The 21,026-nt window shown below is 61.2% G+C and carries 17 protein-coding genes; 7 read left to right on the forward strand and 10 right to left on the reverse strand.

The window, feature by feature from the left end:
- Positions 1–14: 14 nt before the first annotated feature.
- The 4 genes from KKQ10_RS15755 to KKQ10_RS15770 all read right to left on the reverse strand — a co-directional run bounded on the left by KKQ10_RS15755 (position 15) and on the right by KKQ10_RS15770 (position 6,148).
- Positions 15–923 carry an Ig-like domain-containing protein gene (locus KKQ10_RS15755; RefSeq protein ID WP_215501623.1) on the reverse strand — a complete coding sequence of 303 codons (909 nt, stop codon included), beginning with the start codon at positions 921–923 and terminating at the stop codon, positions 15–17.
- 77 nt (positions 924–1,000) lie between these two features.
- Entirely contained in the window at positions 1,001–5,017 is a 4,017-nt protein-coding gene (locus KKQ10_RS15760; RefSeq protein ID WP_215501624.1) for an RCC1 domain-containing protein, read from the reverse strand.
- Positions 5,018–5,154: 137 nt separating this feature from the next.
- On the reverse strand, positions 5,155–5,550 hold the full coding sequence (locus KKQ10_RS15765) for a YbaN family protein (RefSeq protein WP_215501625.1): 396 nt from the start codon (positions 5,548–5,550) through the stop codon (positions 5,155–5,157).
- Positions 5,551–5,560: 10 nt separating this feature from the next.
- Complete coding sequence (locus tag KKQ10_RS15770) at positions 5,561–6,148, reverse strand: UPF0149 family protein (protein ID WP_127652356.1); 588 nt, start codon at positions 6,146–6,148, stop codon at positions 5,561–5,563.
- Positions 6,149–6,562: 414 nt separating this feature from the next.
- On the opposite strand from KKQ10_RS15770, the gene recQ reads away from it, so the two are divergent.
- The 3 genes from recQ to KKQ10_RS15785 all read left to right on the forward strand — a co-directional run bounded on the left by recQ (position 6,563) and on the right by KKQ10_RS15785 (position 11,163).
- Positions 6,563–8,692, forward strand: a complete 2,130-nt coding sequence (gene recQ / locus KKQ10_RS15775) for a DNA helicase RecQ (protein ID WP_127652355.1) — start codon at positions 6,563–6,565, stop codon at positions 8,690–8,692.
- Between the two features lie 133 nt (positions 8,693–8,825).
- A complete protein-coding gene (locus KKQ10_RS15780) occupies positions 8,826–9,260 on the forward strand; it encodes a MarR family transcriptional regulator (RefSeq protein ID WP_064586519.1) in 435 nt (144 codons plus the stop codon).
- Between the two features lie 127 nt (positions 9,261–9,387).
- Positions 9,388–11,163, forward strand: coding sequence for a motility hub landmark protein FimV (locus KKQ10_RS15785; RefSeq protein WP_215501626.1), 1,776 nt, complete (start codon positions 9,388–9,390; stop codon positions 11,161–11,163).
- 96 nt (positions 11,164–11,259) lie between these two features.
- On the opposite strand, the gene KKQ10_RS15790 is transcribed toward KKQ10_RS15785, so the two are convergent.
- Entirely contained in the window at positions 11,260–13,461 is a 2,202-nt protein-coding gene (locus KKQ10_RS15790) for a patatin-like phospholipase family protein (RefSeq protein ID WP_215501627.1), read from the reverse strand.
- A gap of 71 nt (positions 13,462–13,532) precedes the next feature.
- Here KKQ10_RS15790 and KKQ10_RS15795 point away from each other — a divergent pair, with 71 nt between their 5' ends.
- Positions 13,533–13,820, forward strand: coding sequence for an Rdx family protein (locus tag KKQ10_RS15795; RefSeq protein WP_064586521.1), 288 nt, complete (start codon positions 13,533–13,535; stop codon positions 13,818–13,820).
- Here the strand turns inward: KKQ10_RS15795 and KKQ10_RS15800 are convergent.
- On the reverse strand, positions 13,814–14,707 hold the full coding sequence (locus KKQ10_RS15800) for a DMT family transporter (protein ID WP_215501628.1): 894 nt from the start codon (positions 14,705–14,707) through the stop codon (positions 13,814–13,816). The genes KKQ10_RS15795 and KKQ10_RS15800 overlap by 7 nt on opposite strands.
- A 173-nt stretch (positions 14,708–14,880) precedes the next feature.
- A complete protein-coding gene (locus KKQ10_RS15805) occupies positions 14,881–15,645 on the reverse strand; it encodes an AraC family transcriptional regulator (RefSeq protein WP_215501629.1) in 765 nt (254 codons plus the stop codon).
- A gap of 136 nt (positions 15,646–15,781) precedes the next feature.
- On the opposite strand from KKQ10_RS15805, the gene KKQ10_RS15810 reads away from it, so the two are divergent.
- Positions 15,782–16,597, forward strand: a complete 816-nt coding sequence (locus tag KKQ10_RS15810) for a UDP-2,3-diacylglucosamine diphosphatase (protein ID WP_047292436.1) — start codon at positions 15,782–15,784, stop codon at positions 16,595–16,597.
- A 112-nt stretch (positions 16,598–16,709) separates the two neighbouring features.
- Here the strand turns inward: KKQ10_RS15810 and KKQ10_RS15815 are convergent, their stop codons facing one another.
- Together KKQ10_RS15815 and KKQ10_RS15820 are read right to left on the reverse strand one after the other, a co-directional pair.
- On the reverse strand, positions 16,710–17,300 hold the full coding sequence (locus KKQ10_RS15815) for an HD domain-containing protein (RefSeq protein WP_215501630.1): 591 nt from the start codon (positions 17,298–17,300) through the stop codon (positions 16,710–16,712).
- Positions 17,301–17,327: 27 nt separating this feature from the next.
- Positions 17,328–17,639, reverse strand: coding sequence for an Mpo1-like protein (locus KKQ10_RS15820; protein ID WP_064586526.1), 312 nt, complete (start codon positions 17,637–17,639; stop codon positions 17,328–17,330).
- A gap of 164 nt (positions 17,640–17,803) precedes the next feature.
- On the opposite strand from KKQ10_RS15820, the gene KKQ10_RS15825 reads away from it, so the two are divergent.
- Entirely contained in the window at positions 17,804–18,859 is a 1,056-nt protein-coding gene (locus tag KKQ10_RS15825) for an AraC family transcriptional regulator (RefSeq protein WP_215501631.1), read from the forward strand.
- On the opposite strand, the gene KKQ10_RS15830 is transcribed toward KKQ10_RS15825, so the two are convergent.
- On the reverse strand, positions 18,816–20,270 hold the full coding sequence (locus KKQ10_RS15830) for a TrkH family potassium uptake protein (protein ID WP_215501632.1): 1,455 nt from the start codon (positions 20,268–20,270) through the stop codon (positions 18,816–18,818). The two genes, KKQ10_RS15825 and KKQ10_RS15830, sit on opposite strands and share 44 nt — an antisense overlap.
- Positions 20,271–20,391: 121 nt before the next feature.
- Here KKQ10_RS15830 and KKQ10_RS15835 point away from each other — a divergent pair, with 121 nt between their 5' ends.
- Entirely contained in the window at positions 20,392–20,958 is a 567-nt protein-coding gene (locus KKQ10_RS15835; protein WP_215501633.1) for a nitroreductase family protein, read from the forward strand.
- Positions 20,959–21,026: the final 68 nt, after the last annotated feature.

Consider the following 21,026-nt stretch of genomic DNA (forward strand, 5'->3'; position numbering starts at 1 on the left):
TAGGCAGGTGTTGTTCAGCCGTGCTTGATGCCGACGACCTGATGAAACGTCTCGATATCATCACCGCTGGCGTTGTCATTGACGTCGGTACCGTTCAAGTCATAAGACCACGCGGTTCCCGCCCCCAAGGCGTCCCCTGTCCACACGGGGTAGTTCAACCAGCCAAGGTAATCGGCCACCGAGCCACTGTTGGGGTAGTACAGCGACCACAGGCGTTTGATCTGAGGCAACGTGACCGACTGCAATTTGGCCTGCATGCAAAGAACAATCATGCCTTCCCAGTTGGCACCGGCAGTCAGAAAATGCAGTTCGTGAATGCCGGTGATCGTCAGCGTGTAACGCTGCGTCTGGCTCTGGCTGTCTGTGGCGATGATCGAACACGTGCCATTGCGCACGGCAGTCACTTCGCCAGAAGCGTTGTCGACGATGGCGATGCTCTCGTCGCTGCTGCTGTATTCGTACGGCCCCGCCCCCCAATTGGCCTCTCGGGTCATGCGTGCAAAAACGGGCGTTTGTCTGGGTGGTTTGTCGACGCAGGCAACATAGTTTTCAGCGCTCAAGTCCAGACGGGCTTCGCTTTGGAAGTCGGCCTTGAGCTTTAACTCCAGAATCAGCGATGGCTCCCTCGCGCCCTGATAGTGTTGCACCTCGTAGCGAATGATCACGGTGTTGTCGCTGTTGGGGACGAACTGTTTTTGATCAATGAGGAACAACACATCCTTGCCTACGGCGCTCGCGCTGACGGGGATATCGTCGGTGTAATGTTCGCCGACAAAGAGGTAGAGCCAGTCGCGATAGGTCATGTCACCGTAGGGTGTGATGCGTAGCGTGGCTCCCGTTGCAGGAATCATTTCAGGGTCCAATTCGCCGTCTGGCGCTTCATCGACCGAAGGCTCTTTGAGTGTGGAGGCGTTAACAGACATGGTTTCACTCTCTGATCCGCCGTCGGCGCTCTTCCAGGAACGCCGGGCGATATAAATGGGACGGTTTCCGGGCGGCTTTACCGGAAGGCTCTGAGCCTTGCCATGTGACTGGCTGTCAGTGCGACCCCCCGGGAAACCGGATTGGAGAGGTACGAGACCTTGCCCCTCAGGCGATCTTGGGCTGCGCTGCTGTCGCCGCCGCCCACGGCGTGCCCCCAGGTAACGACACGTGCGTCTGACGTCAGGGCTGTGAACCCGTGAGAGTTGCTGTAAAGCGCTTGAACATTGGTCAATTGATCGACGACAGGCGCGGTATCGCCCCCTAATTCAGCATTGCCCCAGGCAACCACCGTTCCGTTCTTGCGCAAGGCGGCGAAGGCCTGGGAAGAGCCACACACTTGCACGATGTCATTCAACATGGCGATGTGTTCAGGTACGGATCCGCCCTCCAGCGATCGGCCCCATGCCACGACGTGTCCGTTGTGTCGCCGGGCAGCGAAGGCACGCCAGGTTGAGCAGATTTCGACGATGTCTGTCAGTCCTTCGATCAACGGGTCAATGGTTCCGCCATACTCCGGCGTCCCCCAGGCCACCAGTTGCCCTGAGGCGCGGCGTGCAACAAACGCCTGCGCGTTGGCACTGCTGAGCTCAATGATGTCCGTCAGCAAGGCAATAGCCTCGGGGACTTCACCGCCGTAACCGGGGTTGCCCCAGCCGATAATCCTGCCGTTGCCCCGATGGGCGGCGAAGGCTCCGAAACTGCCGATCAAGGTCTTGATATCGGTGAACCCGGCAATGTCGTCGGGGATGCTTCCGCCGTTTTCCGCCAAGCCCCAGGCCACCAGGTGGCCTGTTATTCGCTGCGCTGCAAAGGCTTGTCCGGCCGCGATCACCTGCGTGATGTCGGTGAGGTTGCTGATAGGCGCTGGTACGGTGCCGCCATGATCTGCGGCGCCCCATGCCACGAGTTGCCCCGCCAGCTTCAAGCCAGCAAAGGCGACAGAGTTGCCTACCACTTGTTTGAAGTTCAGAGGTGAAACGCCGGTCATGTTCCCCCCCTCTGTCGCGTTGCCCCAGACCACAACCGCATTGTTGGCACGGCGGGCGGCGAATGCACTGCGCGTGCTGCTCACCTCGACAATGTCATCCATGGTGATGATGGTGGAGGGGATCCTGGCTCCATACTCGCTATTGCCCCAGCCAGCCATATCACCGAGATCGCGATGTGCGACGAACGCCGCTTCGCCGTTGACGGCCAGGTCGTTACCGTTGCCGAGGATGTTCGCCCTGTTCAGGGTCAGGGCATCATCAGCCGTACGCACCTGCAGCAGTTGTTCGGGGTGGGTGTCATACCAGGTATTGCCCGTCGTCCACTGGCTGTCTTCGGAATATTTCCATTCCGCCGGCAAGGGTTGGCCGGTCGTCGCATTGAACGCGCTGATGACATGCGAACCACCGGAGGATCGATAGGTGCCGCGGGTGTAGCGAGCTCCCATGACTTTCAACAAGCCGGTTCCGATCACCCTGCGAACGTCATAGACGGTCGACGCAGACGGGCCATCGGTACCTCCGGCGTTGCGGGTAATCGTATAGGCCAGGGAGATGCGCTCATCGACATGGTTGGCGATGAATGTATGTTCAATCTTGATCACTGCCAGTTCGCTGTCCTGCTCGTCTGCAAGAACCGAGTGTGAAGTTCTGTACGTGGTTTTGCCCACGACTTCGACGTGGACTAGATCATCGGTTTTAAGCCCGGCACTGGCTTCGATGACCACGGTGGCGCCGGTGGGGAAGACGTCATCGGGGTTGAGCTGGTCTTTCTGCGGGCCGCTGGCTTCCTTGAAGGTCGCCACAGGCAGTCTGATGCCGGGGCCACCTTCCACGCGCAATGTGTAATTTTCGCCCTGGGCAGTGCCGCCCTCGAACAACTCGACGTAGTACTCGATGATGACCTCGTGGTTCTCGCTTGCCAGTACAACTGACCGCGGAACGGGAAACTCCACCTCCTTGCCCTTGTTGTTGCCGGAGATGGTTTTGTCATACTCCTCGGCAACGCTGCCGTCTGCGGTGCGCCATTTCATGAAGAAGTGATCGCCAGCATTCTCCGAGCGGTTAGCTTCCATCCATACGGTGGCACCGCTGGGTGCATTGGCCGGGTCGAGTACGTCATCTACGGCTTCGCGTACTTTCGCCGGGTTCAGCAGTTGTTCCGGGGCCTCGCCCACGTAGAACACCCGCGGATTCGAATAGCTGGTCTTGCCCGATTCAAAGCGCAAGATACGATAGCTGGCAGTGACTTTATTGCGGTGGTTCGGAACGATGTGTGTGGCGACGAAGGCGGCATTCAGGTTGAAATTCACGTCTCTGTTGGCAGAAAGTGCATTGAGGGTGACCGAGTCTTCCACCTTGCCGGTGATTTCGCCAAACCAAGTGAAGATCACAACGTCCTTATTCTCGCTCGGCGTCCCGGTTGGCCGGGGGGCGGTCAGTCTGCTGGTGCCGTTGGACAAGTCTTCGGGCTTAAGCACGCCGTCCTGTTCGCCCAGGATATCCGGCTTGATCAGCTCGAATTGCGGTTCGCCCACCTGGAATGCGTTGGTGTGCCGTGATTCACGAGAGACGGTGTCGTCACCTTCGACCGTCAGCAGGTAGTAGGCGATAGTCAGCGTTCCGCCCTCCAGGGTTTTGAGATGATTGTCCTCAATGGTGGCTACGGTGATGACGAACCCTTCGGGGTCACTGGCTTCCTGATTGTCTGGGAAATACCAGTCCAGTTCGGGATTGTGAGTGCTGCCATCGGGCCTCCTGCCGAACCAGATGATATCGAGCGCCGAACCTTGCACGATGAGTGGGTTATGCGGAATGTGCAGGCGTACGTAGTGCAGATCAGGATTGATAGCACCTTGGTGTTCATCGATGACACGCGGAGCGGCCAGGCGTTGTGCCTCGCCAATGACCTGGACAAACTGGCCTTTGGAACGTAAAGGTTCCGGGGTGTCGGCACGTACCACCGTATACAGGAAAGTGACCTGGGTATTGGTCAGTTTGCGCACATCGACGTTGTCGAAATAAAACTCATAGGTATGCGGCAGGTTGTCGACGGTCTGCGGCTCAGCAGCTACCTCGATGGTTTCGCCGCTCTCGGTCGTCCCGCGCATCTTCAGGTGAATAACATCGTTTTTCTGCAGCGTAGAATCTGTAGCCCAGACCTGAGCCGTCAGTTGGTCATCGCCCAACTCATCAAGGTCAATGACATTGTTGATGGCCTCCTTGACGATAGGGGCGAGCAGCAGGCTGATGCCGATGTTGACCACAATGCGTATGGCGTCGCTCCAGTCCGTAGACTCATTGCCAACAATGTCGCGCAGCTTGTAGGTGACGGCCAGCCCGGAGCTGTCACTGTCTCCGGAGCGCTCAATGACTTCTTTGGTGACATGGATGATGAGAGGATGGTTGACCGGGTCGCTGATCTGTAAATCGGTGACCGGATCGGAAAACATAAAGATGCCGCCCCAGCTCAGAATGACGCAATCGCCTTCCGCGATATTCGGATAGGGCAAACCGGTCCCGCTGGCGGAGCGGATGGTAATGGGCACACCTGCTTCAGCCACCTCTTTGTCCACGCCACCGCTGATGATTTCAGGGGGGATGTGCATGAAAAGATTCGAGTGGCCTGGCTCAGGGTTGGTGTCCTGGCCTCCGGGAAGTTCGAGTTTGACGTATAGCCTGAGAGGCGGGGTCTGGGTTTCCGGGGTCTGGTTGAGCCGCGTGACGCGATAGGACAATGAGTACGAGCCGCTCGGAATGTGCCGCTCTGCCACCCACAATGTCGTGCGTTGCGTTAGTTCGGCAGGGTCTTCAATGTACTTTTGGTCGACGACTTTCTCATGGAGTAGCAATTCGACAAGGTCTCCCAGGCCTTTGTGAAGCCAGACGGGGATCTGCACCAATAAACCATCTTCCGGAAAGTTGAGCTTCGCGGCGGCCAGGTTTATACCCCATTCACCGGAGTCCATTATGGGCCGGGTACGCCCGGGAATATCGGGTTCGAGAAGCGCCAAAGGGGTAAGACTTTGCTTGCGCTGATTGAGCATGATCGGAACTCCAGTCCAGCTTCTGGTAAAGACTGACGATGGAGTTATTTAGGTGTGAATATGCCTCGGATGGCTACTGTCAGAAATAACAGGTGCGCAGCTTTTTCGGATGAAAGGTCATTTCAGAATGTGCTTGTTCAACGTTTGCCAAGGGTCTTCTGCCGCAAAATATAAACCGTCACCAGCACCGCACTGGTCAGCATGAACCCTCGCGCCCACGGCAGTGGCACCAGGAAGCAGGAGAACAGAATGCTCGCCCACATCAGCCCGATCGCGTAGACCTTGCCCTTGAGCGGAATGCCGTTGCCATCGAGGTAGTTGCGGATCCATGGCCCGAGCTTTGGGTGCCCGACCAGCCAGTGATAGAAACGCGGAGAGCTGCGCGCGAAGCAGGCCGCTGCGAGCAGAAGGAAGGGGGTGGTGGGCAGAACAGGCAGGAAAATCCCGATCACCCCCAATGCCACGCTGAGCCAGCCGATGGCCAGCAGGATGTAGCGCAACATCAGGGGGCGGTTGCCTATGGGGTTGTCCATAGGCAGGGTCTTAGTGGTGACGTGGCTTGAGGATCGCCGGTTTTTCGTCTGGCGCCTGGCACAGCAGGTACAGTGCGGTCAGGGCTTCCGGGATCTGCACGATCATGTCGTCCATCAGGTTGGCGTCCTTGGCGATGTCTTCGAACTCTGGCTGTTCGTCGAACAGGCCGGAACCGACCATGATCGGCAGGAGCATTTCGCTGACTTCCTCTTCGGCGGTCTCGAACCAGGCGGCTTCACGCAGGAACACGCCTTCCATGAAACCGATGCACCAGCCGCGCAGTTCGGAATCGTCCGGGTCGTCGCCCAGGTCGAGATCGCACGGCAGCTCGAACTCTTCGTCGGACGCCAGTTGGCGGGCGATGTGGGCCTTGAGGCCGATCAGGGTGGCTTCGATCTCTGCGCGCTGCGCGTCGCTGCTGTAATGCGGCTCTTCGGCGAACAGGGCGTCGATCCACTCACGATCCGGCACGATGTCCGAGCAGATCGACAGCGCGGTCAGGTAACCGTGGGCGGCCACGTAATCCAGCGCCTCTTCGTGCAGCTCGTCGGCGTCGAGAAAGACTTGCAGGCGGGTTAGTTGCTCAGCGAAGGACATTACGGGGCTACCTTGGGGGAATAAACAATGCGGGAATTCTAGGCCTTCTTGAGCGCTCAAGCCAGCCGCACGGCAGATTTGCCCTGCCACAGCCTGCATATCCACCGCTCATCCCTGTAGGAGCTGCCGAAGGCTGCGATCTTTTGATTTTGTTTTTCAAGATCAACATCAAAAGATCGTCCGAACGCGGCCCGAGCCTTCGGCAGTTCCTACAGGGGAAAGCGAGACCGTGTGACGGATTGAGTCTTCTCAGCGGCACCCCCTGCCGGGAAGGGCTCGGGTATACTGCCGCGTTTTGCGCTCCCTGCTCGTATTGCGGTGGTCTGGCAATGCGCTCTTACGTTTTGTTTAAGCAGCTGTGGCTGTCCTGAACCAGCCTGTGCAGGGATGTTTCGGTAGATTTTTGGAGTTTTTATGCTCGAACAGGCTCAACGCGTCCTCAAGGACATCTTCGGCTACGACAGTTTCCGTGGCCGTCAGGGTGCAATCATTGAGCGCGTGGCCAGCGGCGGTGATGCGCTGGTGCTGATGCCTACCGGTGGCGGCAAATCCTTGTGCTTCCAGGTGCCGGCGCTTTTGCGCGAGGGCCTGGCGGTGGTGGTGTCGCCGTTGATCGCCTTGATGGACGATCAGGTCGCCACCCTCGAAGAGCTGGGCGTGGCCGCCGCTGCGCTGAACTCCACCTTGAGTGCCGAACAACAGCGCGACCTCGCCGCGCGAATCAAACGTGGCGAAGTGAAGATGCTCTATCTGGCGCCCGAGCGTCTGGTGCAGCCGCGCATGCTGTCGTTCCTGCAGGGGCTGAACATCGCCCTGTTCGCCATCGACGAGGCGCATTGCGTGTCGCAATGGGGCCACGATTTCCGTCCGGAATACCTGCAACTGGGTCAGTTGGCGGAAATGTTCCCCGACGTGCCGCGCATCGCTCTGACCGCCACCGCCGACAAGCGCACCCGCGAAGAAATCGTCACCCGTCTGCACCTGCAGAACGCCGAGCGCTTCCTGTCGAGCTTCGACCGGCCGAACATCTTCTACCGCATCGTGCCCAAGGAACAGCCGCGCAAGCAGTTGCTGGCGTTCCTCGCCGAGCGGCGCAGCGATGCCGGCATCGTCTATTGCCTGTCGCGCAAGAAGGTTGAAGAAGTCGCCGCATTCCTCAGCGAGCAAGGCTTCCCGGCGCTGCCGTATCACGCCGGTCTGCCTAACGACCTGCGCGCCTATCACCAGAAGCGCTTTCTCAACGAGGAAGGCCTGATCATGGTGGCCACCGTGGCGTTCGGCATGGGCATCGACAAGCCCAACGTGCGGTTCGTCGCGCACCTCGATCTGCCGAAATCCCTTGAGGCCTATTACCAGGAAACCGGTCGTGGCGGCCGTGACGGCCTGCCGGCGGATGCGTGGATGGCCTACGGTCTGCAAGACGTGGTGATGCTCAAGCAGATGCTGCAGAACTCCGAAGGTGACGAGCGCCACAAGCGTCTGGAACAGCACAAGCTCGACGCCATGCTCTCGCTCTGTGAAGAGACCCGCTGCCGCCGTCAGACCCTGCTCGCGTACTTCGACGAAGACATGCCCGAGCCGTGCGGCCACTGCGACAACTGCGTTGACGGCGTACAGACCTGGGATGCCACCGAGCCTGCGCGTCAGGCGCTGTCGGCGATCTATCGCACCGGCCAGCGTTATGGTGTCGGTCATCTGGTCGACGTGCTGCTGGGCAAGGACAACGAAAAGGTCCGCAGCTTCGGCCATCAGCACCTGTCGGTGTACGGCGTCGGCAAGGCGCTGAGCGAGAGCGAATGGCGCTCGCTGTTCCGCCAGTTGGTGGCTCGCGGCCTGGCTGATGTCGACCACGAAGGCTATGGCGGTCTGCGTCTCAGCGATACCTGCCGGCCATTGCTCAAGGGCGAAGTGACCCTGGAATTGCGCCGCGACCTCAAGCCACAAGTCACCGCCAAAACCGCCAGCAAGAGCCCGGCCAGCCAACTGGTGCGCGGCGAGGAGCGCGAACAGTGGGAAGCCCTGCGCGCCCTGCGGCGCAAACTGGCCGAAGAGCATGGCGTGCCGCCGTACGTCATCTTCCCCGACTCGACGCTGCTGGAAATGCTCCGCAGCCAGCCGACCTCGCTGGCCGACATGGCCCGGGTCAGCGGGGTCGGTGCGCGCAAGCTGGAGCGCTACGGCGAGGCCTTCCTCGAGGTGCTCGGCGGCGAGGCCGAGGCGCCGAAAGTGGTGGCCGACGTGCGTCACGAGCTGATTACCCTGGCCCGCGCCGGCATGACCCCGATGCAGATCGCCGGGCAGTTGCAGTGCTCGGAAAAGAATGTCTACAGCATGCTCGCCGAGGCTATCGGCAAGCAGCAGTTGTCGCTGGAACAGGCGCTGGATTTGCCGGAAGAGCTGATGGGTGAAGTGCAGGACGCGTTCCTCGACGGCGAGGGCGAGTTGCCGTCGGTCGCCGAAGTGGCCGAGCTGTTCGCCGGTCGCGTTCCGGAAGGCGTGCTTTATTGCGTAAGGGCTGCGCTGCAATCTGAATTCGAAATGTAAGACGGCGTTTGCGCCAACCGTCAGGCAGTTGTAACGATTCAGTACCGGTCGGCTCTTGCCTATAGCCAAATGTCATGCTTAGCTGACTAATAATTAGTTTTTCTCTATTTGTCAGTCTACTCATGAGTGTTTTATGCCGTTAACCGATCAACACCGCTTTGGCATGCAACTGGCCCAGATGTCCCGTGGCTGGCGTGCCGAACTGGATCGCCGGCTGGCTGGCCTGGGTCTGTCCCAGGCACGCTGGCTGGTGCTGCTGCATCTGGCGCGTTTCGAAGACGCGCCGACTCAACGCGAGCTGGCGCAAAGCGTCGGCGTCGAAGGCCCGACCCTCGCGCGTCTGCTCGATAGCCTGGAAAGCCAGGGCCTGGTGCAACGCCAGTCCGTGATGGAAGACCGCCGGGCGAAAAAAATCGTTCTCTGCGCCCCGGCGCTGCCGCTGATCGAACAAATCGAAACCATTGCCACGCAACTGCGCAGCGAGTTGTTCGTCGGTATCGACGAGGCGGATATGAAGGTGTGCATGCGCGTTCACGGGCACATTCTGGCCAACCTGGAAAAATCTTGAGGCATAACCGTGCAGCGGTTTTTTGAGGGATCGCGCTGAGCAGACTATAAGAACTACTGGGCAATATCGTGTTCGTACCGGATGTGCGAACGCATAGAAACCGGTTTTGCTTATTTAAGGGATGCTCATGCTCGCAAGTCGGCACGTAGTACTGCGCGGTGGCGCCAAATGGCTGCTGGTCGCTGGTGTATTCAGCTATTCGACCTGGTCGATGGCCCTGGGCCTGGGGGACATTACTGTTCACTCGGGCCTCAATCAGCCGCTCAAGGCCGACATCGCATTGGTCGATGCCGCAGGCCTCAGCGCCAGTGACCTCTCGGTGAGCCTGGCCACGGCGGATGAGTTCGGCCGGGCCGGGGTCGAGCGGGTGTTCTTCCTCAACGACCTGCGGTTCACCCCGATCCTGCAGGGCAATCGCCAGATGATCCGGGTGACCTCGCGTAAACCGGTCAAAGAACCGTTTCTGAATTTTCTGCTGCAGCTCAACCAGCCCAATGGCCGCTTGCTGCGCGAGTACACGGTGCTGATCGATCCGCCCGGTTCGCCGAACATCGTGCCGGCCACGGATGAGCCCGAGCCGCGCGGGCAATCCTCTGAATTCCCCTCCGTCGAACCCGCCAAGACGGCGCCTGCGGCTGCCCAGGGCAAACGTGACGCCGCACCTTCAGCGCCAGTGCCACCCGCGCCTGCAGCGGCCAACGCGGCACTGACCGAGCAATTGGCGGCCAGCGTGCTGCAGAACCAGCAACTGCAAAAGACCGTCGATGAGCTGAACGCGAAACTGCAGGCGCAGGATGTCCAGATGGCTGACGGCAAAAAGCAGGTCAGCGATCTGCAAACGCGTTTGACCGAGCTGCAAAAGCCAGCGGCGCCTGTCATCACGCCGGCGGCACCGGCGCCTGCATCAACCGCAGCGCCGCCAGCCGAAGACGATGGCCTCAATTGGCCGCTGCTGGGTGGCTTGCTGCTGTTGTTGGGACTGTTGGGCGGCGGGCTGTTCCTGCGCCGTCGACGGCAACTGGCCCGGGATGCTGCGCCAGTGGGTTTTGTCCCGACAGGCCCTCAACCGGACTTTGATGACACCCCCACCGCACCCTCGACCAGCATCAGCGCTGCCTCCGAGCAGCGTGAAGAACCATCGGCGGGCGATGTGCTGGAGGCGGTGGGGATCTACCTGGCCTACGGACGCCTGAACGAGGCCGTCGGGCTGTTACGCAATGCGCTGGACAAGGAGCCGGAACGCAACGATCTGGGCCTGCAGTTACTTGAAGTGCTGGGTCGCCAGGGCGACAGCGCGGCGTATGAGCAACAGGAAAGCCAGTTGCGCGGGGCAGGGGTTGATCCGCAACAACTGGAGGCGATCCGTGCGCGTCATCCAAAGCTCAACAGTGTTGCACCGCTGACGCCGGTGTTGCCTGTCATCGCTGCGGCACCGGTCGCTGCTGCGCAACCCACGTCTGAAGATGATTTCGAATTGAACCTGGGCGAGTTGTCGATGGACTCCAGTTGGGATCTGGAGGATAGCCGTGCGGCAACGGACAAGTCGTCAGCAGACGCCGCCGCGTCGGGTTCGGGCCTTGAGGTGATGCCGGCAGACTTCGAGTTGCCCGAAACCGCAGAGAACGACGAGGCGGAACTGGAATGGGTCCCTGAGCCGGACGCACAGCCGCTGGACGATGACTTTCTCAATCAATTCGGCGGTCCGCCGCCATCACTGGCGCTGGAGCCGCTGGTATTGCAAGAGCCGGAGCTTGTAACCGGGTCGGGGAAACTCGAACAGGCGCAGACCTGCATCGATGACGGCGACATCGACAGCGCGATTGCGTTGCTCAATGAGTTGCTCAGGGAAGGGGATGAACCCCTTAAACAAACCGCCAGAACCTTGCTGGCGGGTATTCGTTGATCTGAGTGTCATTGGCTGATGCGGTGCCTGTTCTGACGCCTTCGCGAGCAAGCTCGCGAAGGCGGATTGTCAGGCGACATCAAATCAGGACAGTGCCTAGAACGTCTGCCCCAGATTCAGATAAACCGCCTGCTCATTCGCATCATTCAAGCCATACGTGAAATTCAACGGCCCCAATGGCGTATCGAAACCGATGAACACGCTGGCGGCATTGATGTAGCCACTGTCGAATTCATTATCGTTGTTCCACGCCCGGCCACGTTCCAGTGAGGCGCCGGCGTATAGCGGGAAGTCCAGCGGCAGGTACGACCGTGGTGTCAACCGGCGGTAATACACCGCGCGCATCAGGCTGACGTTCTGCCCGGAGATCGAATCCTCGCGGAACCCCGACAACTGCCGCGCACCGCCCAGCAGGAAGCTCGATGTCACCACATTGGCGTCGTCCAGGGTACGGCCGTAGCGCCCGCCGAGAATCAGCGTGTCGGGGCCATGGCTCATGGCTTTGTCGAGTTTGAACTCCCACTGTCGGTAGCGCGTGTCCGAGCCCAGGCCCGGTTCGAATTGCATCAGGGTCAGGCTGACGTCCTTGCCTTCGTGGGGGAAGTAGACGTTGTCCAGCGAGTCGAACGAGTACTTCAACGAATAGAACCCTTCGGTGAAGTTTTCGCTCGGCAGGTCCTGATCGCCGATCCGCACATCCGCCTTGCCCCAGGCCTCGCCGACCCCGAAGCGGATTTCGCCGTTATTGCCGATCTGCCGGCCAACGTTGAGGCCGAATCCATAGCGTTCGACGCGGTATTGAGCGATCGGGTCGTTGTCGAGCACGGCGTCGACGTTCTGCGCCTCAAAGGCGGCATACGGGGCGACGAAGTAGCGTGAGCCGACGTCCAGCGGCTGATAGAACTCGGTGTAGAGCTCCTGTTTGTCGCCGATTTGCGCCCGGGTCAGCCATTCGGCGCCGAGGCGATTGATGCCATTGATGCGATAGCTGGCGCCAAGGTTGAAAGCGCTGTCGCCGCGCATGTCGTCCGACAGGTTCAGGCCGACGCGCAGGTAATCGGTGCCGCTGCGTTTGCCCCGGGCGCTGATCACCAACGTGTGATCCTGGCCCTTATGCACCACGCGGTACTGCACCTGTTCGAAGTAGTCCAGACCGTACAGCGTACCCATGTCCGAGTGCAGCCGGCCGAGGTCCAGCGGTTCACCGATGGGCTGGCGGATGTAATAGCGGATCACCTCGTCACCGACTTTCGAGTCGTTCTCGACCTTGATCGCAGTGATGATCGGGGTGCGCTGCCCCGGGGCGCGGGCGGCATTGAGTTCGGCGTCCTGGGATTGCCGGGGCTTGAGCTGTGCGAGTCGGGCGTCGAGAATCCGTGTGGCGCGGTAACCGGCGTCGATCATCTCCTGGGCCTTGCCGAAATCGGTGACGCCGAACGCCGCCAGCGCCGGCTGGATCAGCACATCGGAGGACTTGAGGGCGGCCAGTTGCTCTTCGGAGTTGCGCCGGGTCATCAGGGTGATCGACTGGTTCAGCACGTCGACCACGGTGGTCAGTTGCTTGCGGTTGCGCAGCGGGGTGCCGATGTCGACGACGATCGCCACATCGACGCCCATTTCCCGCGCGACGTCGAGGGGGATGTTGTCGGTCATGCCGCCGTCCACCAGCAGTCGTCCGTCCAGCTCGACCGGGGCGAACACCGCCGGGATCGACATGCTGGCGCGGATCACCTGGGGCAGGTGGCCTTTGCGGAACACCACTTTTTCGCCATTGGCGATGTCGGTGGCGACGGCGCGGAACGGGATCGGCAGTTTGTCGAAGTCCCGGGTATCACTGGTGTGCGCCAGCAGGCTTTCCAGCATCAGCGCCAGGTTCTGGCCCTGAATCACCCCCAGCGGCAGGCCGAGGCTGCCGTCATCGCGAAAACTCAGTTGCTGTTTCACCAGAAAATCGCGGTCGTCCTGCTTGCGTCGAAACGGCACGTCTTCCCGTGGCGGGGAATCGGACAGCGCCTGCTGCCAGTCGATATTCAGCGCAAGCTTTTCCAGTTCATCGATCTTGTAGCCCGAGGCATACAGGCCACCGACCACCGCGCCCATGCTGGTGCCGGCGATCGCATCGATCTTGATGCCTTGTTCCTCGAGTGCCTTGAGCACGCCGATGTGCGCCAGGCCACGGGCGGCACCGCCGGACAGCACCAGACCGACTTTTGGGCGTGGCGCTTCGGCAGCATGAACGCTGACATCAACAAAAAACGGCAGGAAGCCAAGCAGCAGGCAGAACAGCAAACGGCGCATGGTGAGTCTCGGGGCAAGCGATAAAGCCGGCTATTATAGCGGCGCCCTCTGTCTCAGGAGTTTCAGTGAACATGACCGTCGCCAAAGCGGAAATCGTCATCACCTATTGCACCCAATGCCAGTGGCTGTTGCGCGCCGCGTGGCTGGCGCAGGAGCTGCTCAGCACCTTCGGCGATGACCTCGGCAAGGTCTCGCTGGTGCCCGGCACCGGCGGGGTGTTCCACATCAGCTGCGACGACGTGCAGATCTGGGAGCGCAAGGCGGACGGTGGTTTTCCCGAGGCCAAGGTGCTCAAGCAGCGGGTGCGCGATCAGATCGACCCTGACCGCGACCTCGGCCACAACGACCGTACTCAGTGAGACGCGGCTTCGGCAGCGACGGTTTTCTTGTCGGCACTGCCTGACATCCGCGCCGAGACCACGATGGCGACGATGATCAGTGCGCCGCCGATCAGCATGCGCACGGTCGGGTTTTCGTCGAACAGCAGCCAGGCGATGGTGATGCCGTAGACCGGTTCCATGGCGAACACCACGGCGGCGGTACGTGCCTTGATCACCGCCAGGCTGGCGACGAACAGGCTGTGCGCGACGCCGGTGCAGAACACCCCGAGCAGACCGATCCACAACCAGTCCAGGGCCCGTACTTCGCTCAGTTGCGGGGCGGCGACCGGCAGCAGACACAGCGTCACTACCACGTTCTGACACAGCGCCGCCTGCACCGCCGGGATGCGCCCGGAGCTGGCGCGGTTGGTCAGCGAGAGCAGGGCGAACAGCAGGCCCGACAGCACCGCCCAGAGCAGCCCGGTGGTGGCGCCGCTGGCGAGGTCGAACGCCGGGGTGACCAGCACCAGGCCGACGCTGACCAGCACCACCAGCACGATTTCATTGGTGCGGATGCGTTCGCGGAAGATCAACCCTTCGAGAATCACCGTGAAGGCCGGGAAACTGGTAAAGCCCAGCGTCGCGATCGCCACCCCGGCCACCTTCACCGCGATGAAAAAACTCACCCAGTGCCCGGCCAGCAATACGCCGCTGAGCGCCAGGCGCCGCCAATCGACCGCCTGCAGTTTCTGCCAGCCGTTCTGGCTGGCGAAGCGGGCGAAAAAGGCCAGGGCGAGCACGGCGAACGCGGCGCGGCCGAAGACGATGACCGCCGGCGAGGCGGCAGCGAGTTTGCCGAACACACCGGTCAGGCCGAACATCAGAGCGCCGATATGCAGGGCGCCGAGGGCGGTACGCGGAGTCATTGCAATCCTTCTTGAGTCTGTCGATACACAACACCATCACTGTAGGAGCTGCCGCAGGCTGCGATCTTTTGATCTTGAAAAGTCAAAATCAAAAGATCGCAGCCTGCGGCAGCTCCTACAGGGGAACATGGGAGACATTGAAGCGTGTTGCGGCGCAGAAGTCTGTCGGCGAACTAGCGTTTTTTGTCGCAGGAATCGCGGCGCAACCGGCCGGGCGAGGCACCGAACTCACGCAGCACTGCTGCGCAGAAAGCACTTTGCGAGCTGTAACCGACCCGGCTGGCGACCTCGCCGATCGGCAACGCGGTCTCGCGCAACAGGCCGATCGCCTTGTGCAGGCGCCGGCTGCGAATGTAGTCCATCGGCGTCTGCCCGCATTCGGCCATGAAGCGTGCATGCAGACGTGCGCTGGACAGCCCGGCGATCTGCGCCAGGTCGGCCACTTGCAGCGGATAGGCGGCGTATTGCTCGATGTGCGCATCGAGGGCCGCGTAGGGCAGACGGCGGGCGCTGAGTTCAGCGGGGCGGGTGTGATTCAGGCTGGCCAGCAACAGCACCGCGCCCTGGCGGGCGATCAACGGATCGCTGACCGGGCTGTTCGCCAGCCAACTGACCAGCTGACTTTGTCCGGCGTCCAGCGCCAACCGGGCCGGGCGGTCGAGCAACTGGCGACTGGCCTCGGCATGCTCGCCCAGCGAATCCGTCAGCCATTGCTCGTCGGGGATGTCCAGCACCAGGCAACGGCTGCCTTGCGGGCTGCCGCAGGCGTGATGGGCGCCGGACGGGACGACCACGAAACTCTGCTGGCGCACCTGACTGCCACGGCCCTCGACTTCGAAATCCAGCGCGCCGGACAAGCCGAACACCAGTTGCGCGTGGTCGTGGCTGTGGACGATCAGGTCGTGGGTGTATTGGCGCAGGGTCAGGATCGGGCGCATGGCAGAAGTCTCCGAAGTGAGCGCCAGTCTACACCGGGGCCACCGGCCTGCGCGCTGTCACACGATTGACGCATGCCTGTCATGGTCGATTAACCCGGCGGGCGCACTCTTGCGAAAACATCGCAGAGGGTTGCCCATGACCAGCGCCGAGCTCGCCAGACCCAGCCGTAAACAACGGGTGCGTACCCTGTGGATTTCCGACGTGCACCTGGGCACGCGGGATTGCCAGGCCGAGCACTTGTCGCAATTTCTCAAGGGCTACCACGCCGACAAGATCTACCTGGTGGGTGACATCATCGACGGCTGGAAGCTGCGCGGCGGCATGTACTGGCCGCAGGCGCACACCAACGTGATCCGCCGCCTGCTGACCATGAGCAAGCGCGGCACCGAGGTGATCTACGTCACTGGCAACCATGACGAATTTTTGCGCCGTTATTCGAAGCTGATCCTCGGCAACATCCAGTTGGTCGACGAAGCAGTACACGTCACGGCCGATGGCCGGCACCTGCTGGTGATTCACGGCGATCAGTTCGATGTGATCACCCGTTATCACCGCTGGCTGGCCTTTCTCGGCGACTCGGCCTACGAATTCACCCTGACCCTCAATCGCTGGCTCAACCACTGGCGGGCCCGCTATGGTTACGGTTACTGGTCGTTGTCGGCGTACCTCAAGCACAAGGTCAAGACCGCGGTGAGCTTCATCAGCGACTTCGAAGAAGCCATCGCCCACGAGTGCGTCAAACGCGAGTTGCACGGCGTGGTCTGCGGGCACATTCACCATGCCGAGATTCGCAAGGTCGGCGAGGTGGACTACCTCAATTGCGGCGACTGGGTGGAGTCGTGCACGGCGTTGATCGAGCACTGGGACGGCACGATCGAGTTGTATCGACTGGCGGATGCGCAGGCGCGGGAGGCGCAGCTCAAGGCGGCCAAGGTCGCTGAACTTGCCTGAGTCTTCGGTTGTCAGGGAGGGCCTCATCGCGAGCAGGCTCACTCCTACATCTATGGAATGCGGTCAACTGTAGGAGTGAGCCTGCTCGCGATGAACCGCGTAGCGGTTCGCCTTACGCCGGGCTGTGTTCTTCCATCGCTGCTTTGTAGATCGAGTGCTTCGGCTGGGCAAACAGCCGCTCCATCATCGGTTCGAAAAAGCTCAGCGGCAGGCTGTCATACGCCGGATCGAACGCCGCCGCATCGTACTTCGCACAGAATTCGGCGGTTGCCTGAAACTGCGGATGCTCCTTGAATTGCTCGCGCAGATGCCGGTCCATGCCCAAGTGATGGAAGAAGTAGTAGCCCTGAAAGATGCCGTGCTTTTCGACCATCCACAGGTTCTCGGCGCTGACGAACGGCTTGAGAATCGCCGCCGCGATGTCCGGGTGATTGTAGGACCCGAGGGTGTCGCCGATATCGTGCAGCAGCGCACAGACCACGTATTCCTCGTCACGCCCGTCGCGAAAGGCGCGGGTCGCGGTTTGCAGCGAGTGGGTCAGGCGATCCACCGGGAAGCCGCCGAAATCGCCCTCTAACAACTTCAGGTGCGCGACGATTCGTGACGGCAGTTGCCGGGCATAGGCGCTGAAGTCTGCGGCGATGATCGCCCAGTCTTCCTGTGTGCCGTCCTTCATGTGGGTGAAACGGGCATTGGCGTTCATCGGCAAGCCTCCTTGGTGTGTCGGGGTTCAGAACGCCACGCGGCCGAGGATCATGTCGCGGTACATGACGAAGTCGCCGAGCAGGCTGTACAGCGGATGCTGGAAGGTCGCCGGGCGGTTCTTTTCAAAGAAGAAATGCCCGACCCAGGCAAAGCTGTAACCGGCCAGCGGCAAGGCGAGCAACAGCAGCCAGGCGCCCTTGGCGATGGTCATGGCCAGAATGAAAATCACCAGCGTGGTACCGACGAAATGCAACCGGCGGCAGGTACTGTTGCTGTGTTCGCTGAGGTAGTACGGATAGAACTCAGCGAACGTATTGAATTGTTTGATGTTTTCCACGACTGCGATCTCTGTGGTTATTGTTCTGACGGCAAGTTGTTCGGCGGGTAGCTTATTTGAGTCTAGAGTGAACAGTGGCATCAGCCAGTGACAATGGGCGCCACTTTAGTATCCTTCGCAAATCGGGTCGTAGCATGCGATCCATCATGTAAAAGAATAACGCCATGAGCGAACGAACGACTTCTGCAAGCTGGGCGATGGGGATTGTCAAAGCATTGGAGATGGACGGCCTGGATTGCCGGGCACTGTTCAAGCAACTGGGGCTCGATTACGCCGCCCTGGATGATCCGGATGCACGCTTCCCGCAAGATTCCATGACCCGACTCTGGCAACGGGCGGTCGAGCTGTCCGGCAACCCGGCGATCGGTCTGAACATGGGCAAGGTGGTGCGACCGGCCTCGTTCCATGTCGCCGGCTACGCCTTGATGTCGAGCAATACCCTGGCCGAAGGCTTTCAACGGCTGGTGCGTTATCAGCGGATCATCGCCGAAAGCGCCGACCTGAGTTTTCGTCTGCTCGAAGAGGGTTATGCACTGATTCTGACGGTACATGGCGATCACCTGCCACCGACCCGACAGAGCGCCGAAGCCTCGCTGGCCTGCGCACTGAGCCTGTGCGGCTGGCTGACCGGGCGCGCGCTGCACCCGGTCAAAGTGTTGTTTCAGGGCGACGAGCCCCAAGACCTGCAACCCTACAGACACGCCTTCCATGCGCCGCTGATGTTCAACGCGCCGTACGATGCGTTGATTTTCGAACGGGCCGACATGGAGGCACCACTGCCCACCGCCAACGAAGCCATGGCGCTGTTGCACGACCGGTTTGCCGGGGAATACCTGGCGCGTTTTTCCGAAAGCCGCGTGACCCACAAGGCGCGGCAGGTGCTCTGTCGTTTGCTGCCCCAGGGCGAGCCCAAGCGCGATACGGTGGCGCAGACCCTGCATCTGTCGCAGCGCACCTTGCAACGGCGCTTGCAGGAGGAGGGCACGAGTTTCCAGCAGTTGCTCGATGACACCCGGCGTGAACTGGCCGAGCAATACCTGGCGCAGCCAACCATGACCCTGCTGGAGATTGCCTATCTGTTGGGGTTTGCCGATCCGAGCAACTTCTTCCGCGCGTTCCGTCGCTGGTTCGACACCACGCCCGGCGATTACCGGGCGCGGCTGCTGCAGGCGCCGATCAGTGACGCCAAAAGGCCGGAATACACAGCACAAACACCGTAATGATCTCCAGTCGGCCGAGCAGCATGCCGAACGACAGGATCCACTTGGCTGCATCCGGCAGGGTGGCGAAGTTGCCCGCCGGACCGATGGTCTCGCCCAGGCCCGGGCCGACGCCGGACACGGTGCTGGCAGCGCCGGTCAGTGCGGTCATCCAGTCGACGCCGAGCAGCGACAGCAGCAGGGCGATCACGCAGATGGTGATGGCGAAGAAGAACGAAAAGGTCAGAATCGAACGCACGATCTCTTCGTCGAGACGGTGGCCGTTGTACTTCTGCTTGATCACCGCGCGCGGGTGAATCAACTGGTTAAGGTTGGCCTTGAGCAGGATGTAGGCGACCTGGAAACGGAAGATCTTGATCCCGCCCGCCGTCGAGCCCGAGCATCCACCCACAAAGCCCAGATAGAAGAACAGCATCAGCGAGAAGTTGCCCCACAGGCTGTAGTCGCCGAGGGCGAAACCGGTGGTGGTGACCACCGAGGTCACGTTCAGCGCCACATGCCGCAGCGCTTCCAGCCAATGCAGCTTGGTGGTCCACCAGTACCAGGTGCCGAGCACCAGCCAGGTCACCAGCAACATGCCGAGCAACCCCTGTACTTGCTGATCCTTGATCAGCGCGCGCCGGTTACCGCGCATGGTCGCGACGTACAGGGTGAACGGCAGGCTGCCGAGGATCATGATCACCACCGCGACCCAGTGCACCGCCGGTTGCGTCCACTTCGCCAGCGATTGGTCGGAGGTCGAGAAACCGCCGGTGGAAATCGCCGACATTGCGTGGTTGACCGCATCGAACGGGCTCATCCCGGCCCACCAGAACGCCAGGCTGCCGAGGATGGTGATGCCGACGTACGCCGCCACGATCAGCCGCGCCACCATGTGCGAGCGCGGCATGACCTTTTCCGAACGGTCGGACGATTCGGTCTGGAACAGGCGCATGCCGCCGATGCGCAGCAGCGGCAGAATCGCCACCGCCATGCCGATGAAGCCGATGCCGCCGAGCCAGTGCAGCAGCGAGCGCCACATCAGGATCCCCGGCGACATGGTGTCCAGCCCGCTGAGCACGGTCGAGCCGGTGGCCGTGATGCCAGACATGCTTTCGAAAAACGAGTCGGTGTAGCTGATGTGCTGGGTCAGCAGGAACGGCAGCGCGGCGAAAATGCACACCACCAGCCAGCTGCTGACGGTCAGCAGGTACATGTCACGCGGGCGCAGGTGGATGTGTTCGGGGCGCCCGGGGATCACCAGCGCGAGGCCGGCGACGAAGGTGATCATGCTCGCCCAGAGGAACGACGGCAGGTCGCTGGTGCGTTCGAAAATCACCAGGGTGGCCATGGGCACGACCATGGCGACGGCCAGGGTGATCAGGAAGATGCCGATGATGAAACCAATGATCCGTAAGGTCGGCAACGCCATGAAGTCCGCTCGGGCTGAAGTGGGAAGGGCGCCATTCTACCCATGAGGCAGGCCATGTAAACCGGCATCCCGTTGGCAGATGAAGCTAGAATAGCCGCACATTTTTCTCAGGAGGTGGCCGATGCAGGCTCTCGACGCTTTGCTCAACCGTGTTTCCGTTCCCCGACTGGTCGAACCGGCCCCCACCGCGCAGCAGCGCGAAGCCCTGTTCGGTGCAGCCTTGCGCGCACCGGATCACGGCCACTTGCAGCCGTATCGTTTCCTGACCGTCGAAGGCGCGGCACGCGAGCAAATGGGCGAGCTGCTGGCCGAAGCGGCGCAGATGCAGGACGGTGAAGTCACCGAAGCGATGATCGACAAGGCCCGCAACGGCCCGCTGCGGGCGCCGCTGGTGGTCGTGGTGATCGCGAAACTGCAGGAGCACGCCAAGTATCCGAAGGCCGAGCAATTGCTGGCGGCTGGCTGTGCAGCCCACGGGATTCTGCTGGCGGCGTACGCGCAGGGGATCGGCGCGGTGTGGCGCACCGGTGATCTGGCGTATTCGGCGCACGTGGCCAAGGGGCTGGGCCTGAACGAAGGTGAGCAGGTGATTGCGTTCCTGTACCTCGGCACGCCGCAGAAAGAGCCGCGTGTGGCCGAGAAGGCTGATCTGGCCGAATTCGTCAGCGCCTGGCCGGGTGAAGCCTGACGCCACCGATCCAATGTAGGAGTGAGCCTGCTCGCGATTGCGGTGGGTCAGGCACCTTTTGTTCCGAC

This window comes from Pseudomonas sp. MG-9 (assembly GCF_018729515.1).
Classification (GTDB): domain Bacteria; phylum Pseudomonadota; class Gammaproteobacteria; order Pseudomonadales; family Pseudomonadaceae; genus Aquipseudomonas; species Aquipseudomonas serboccidentalis.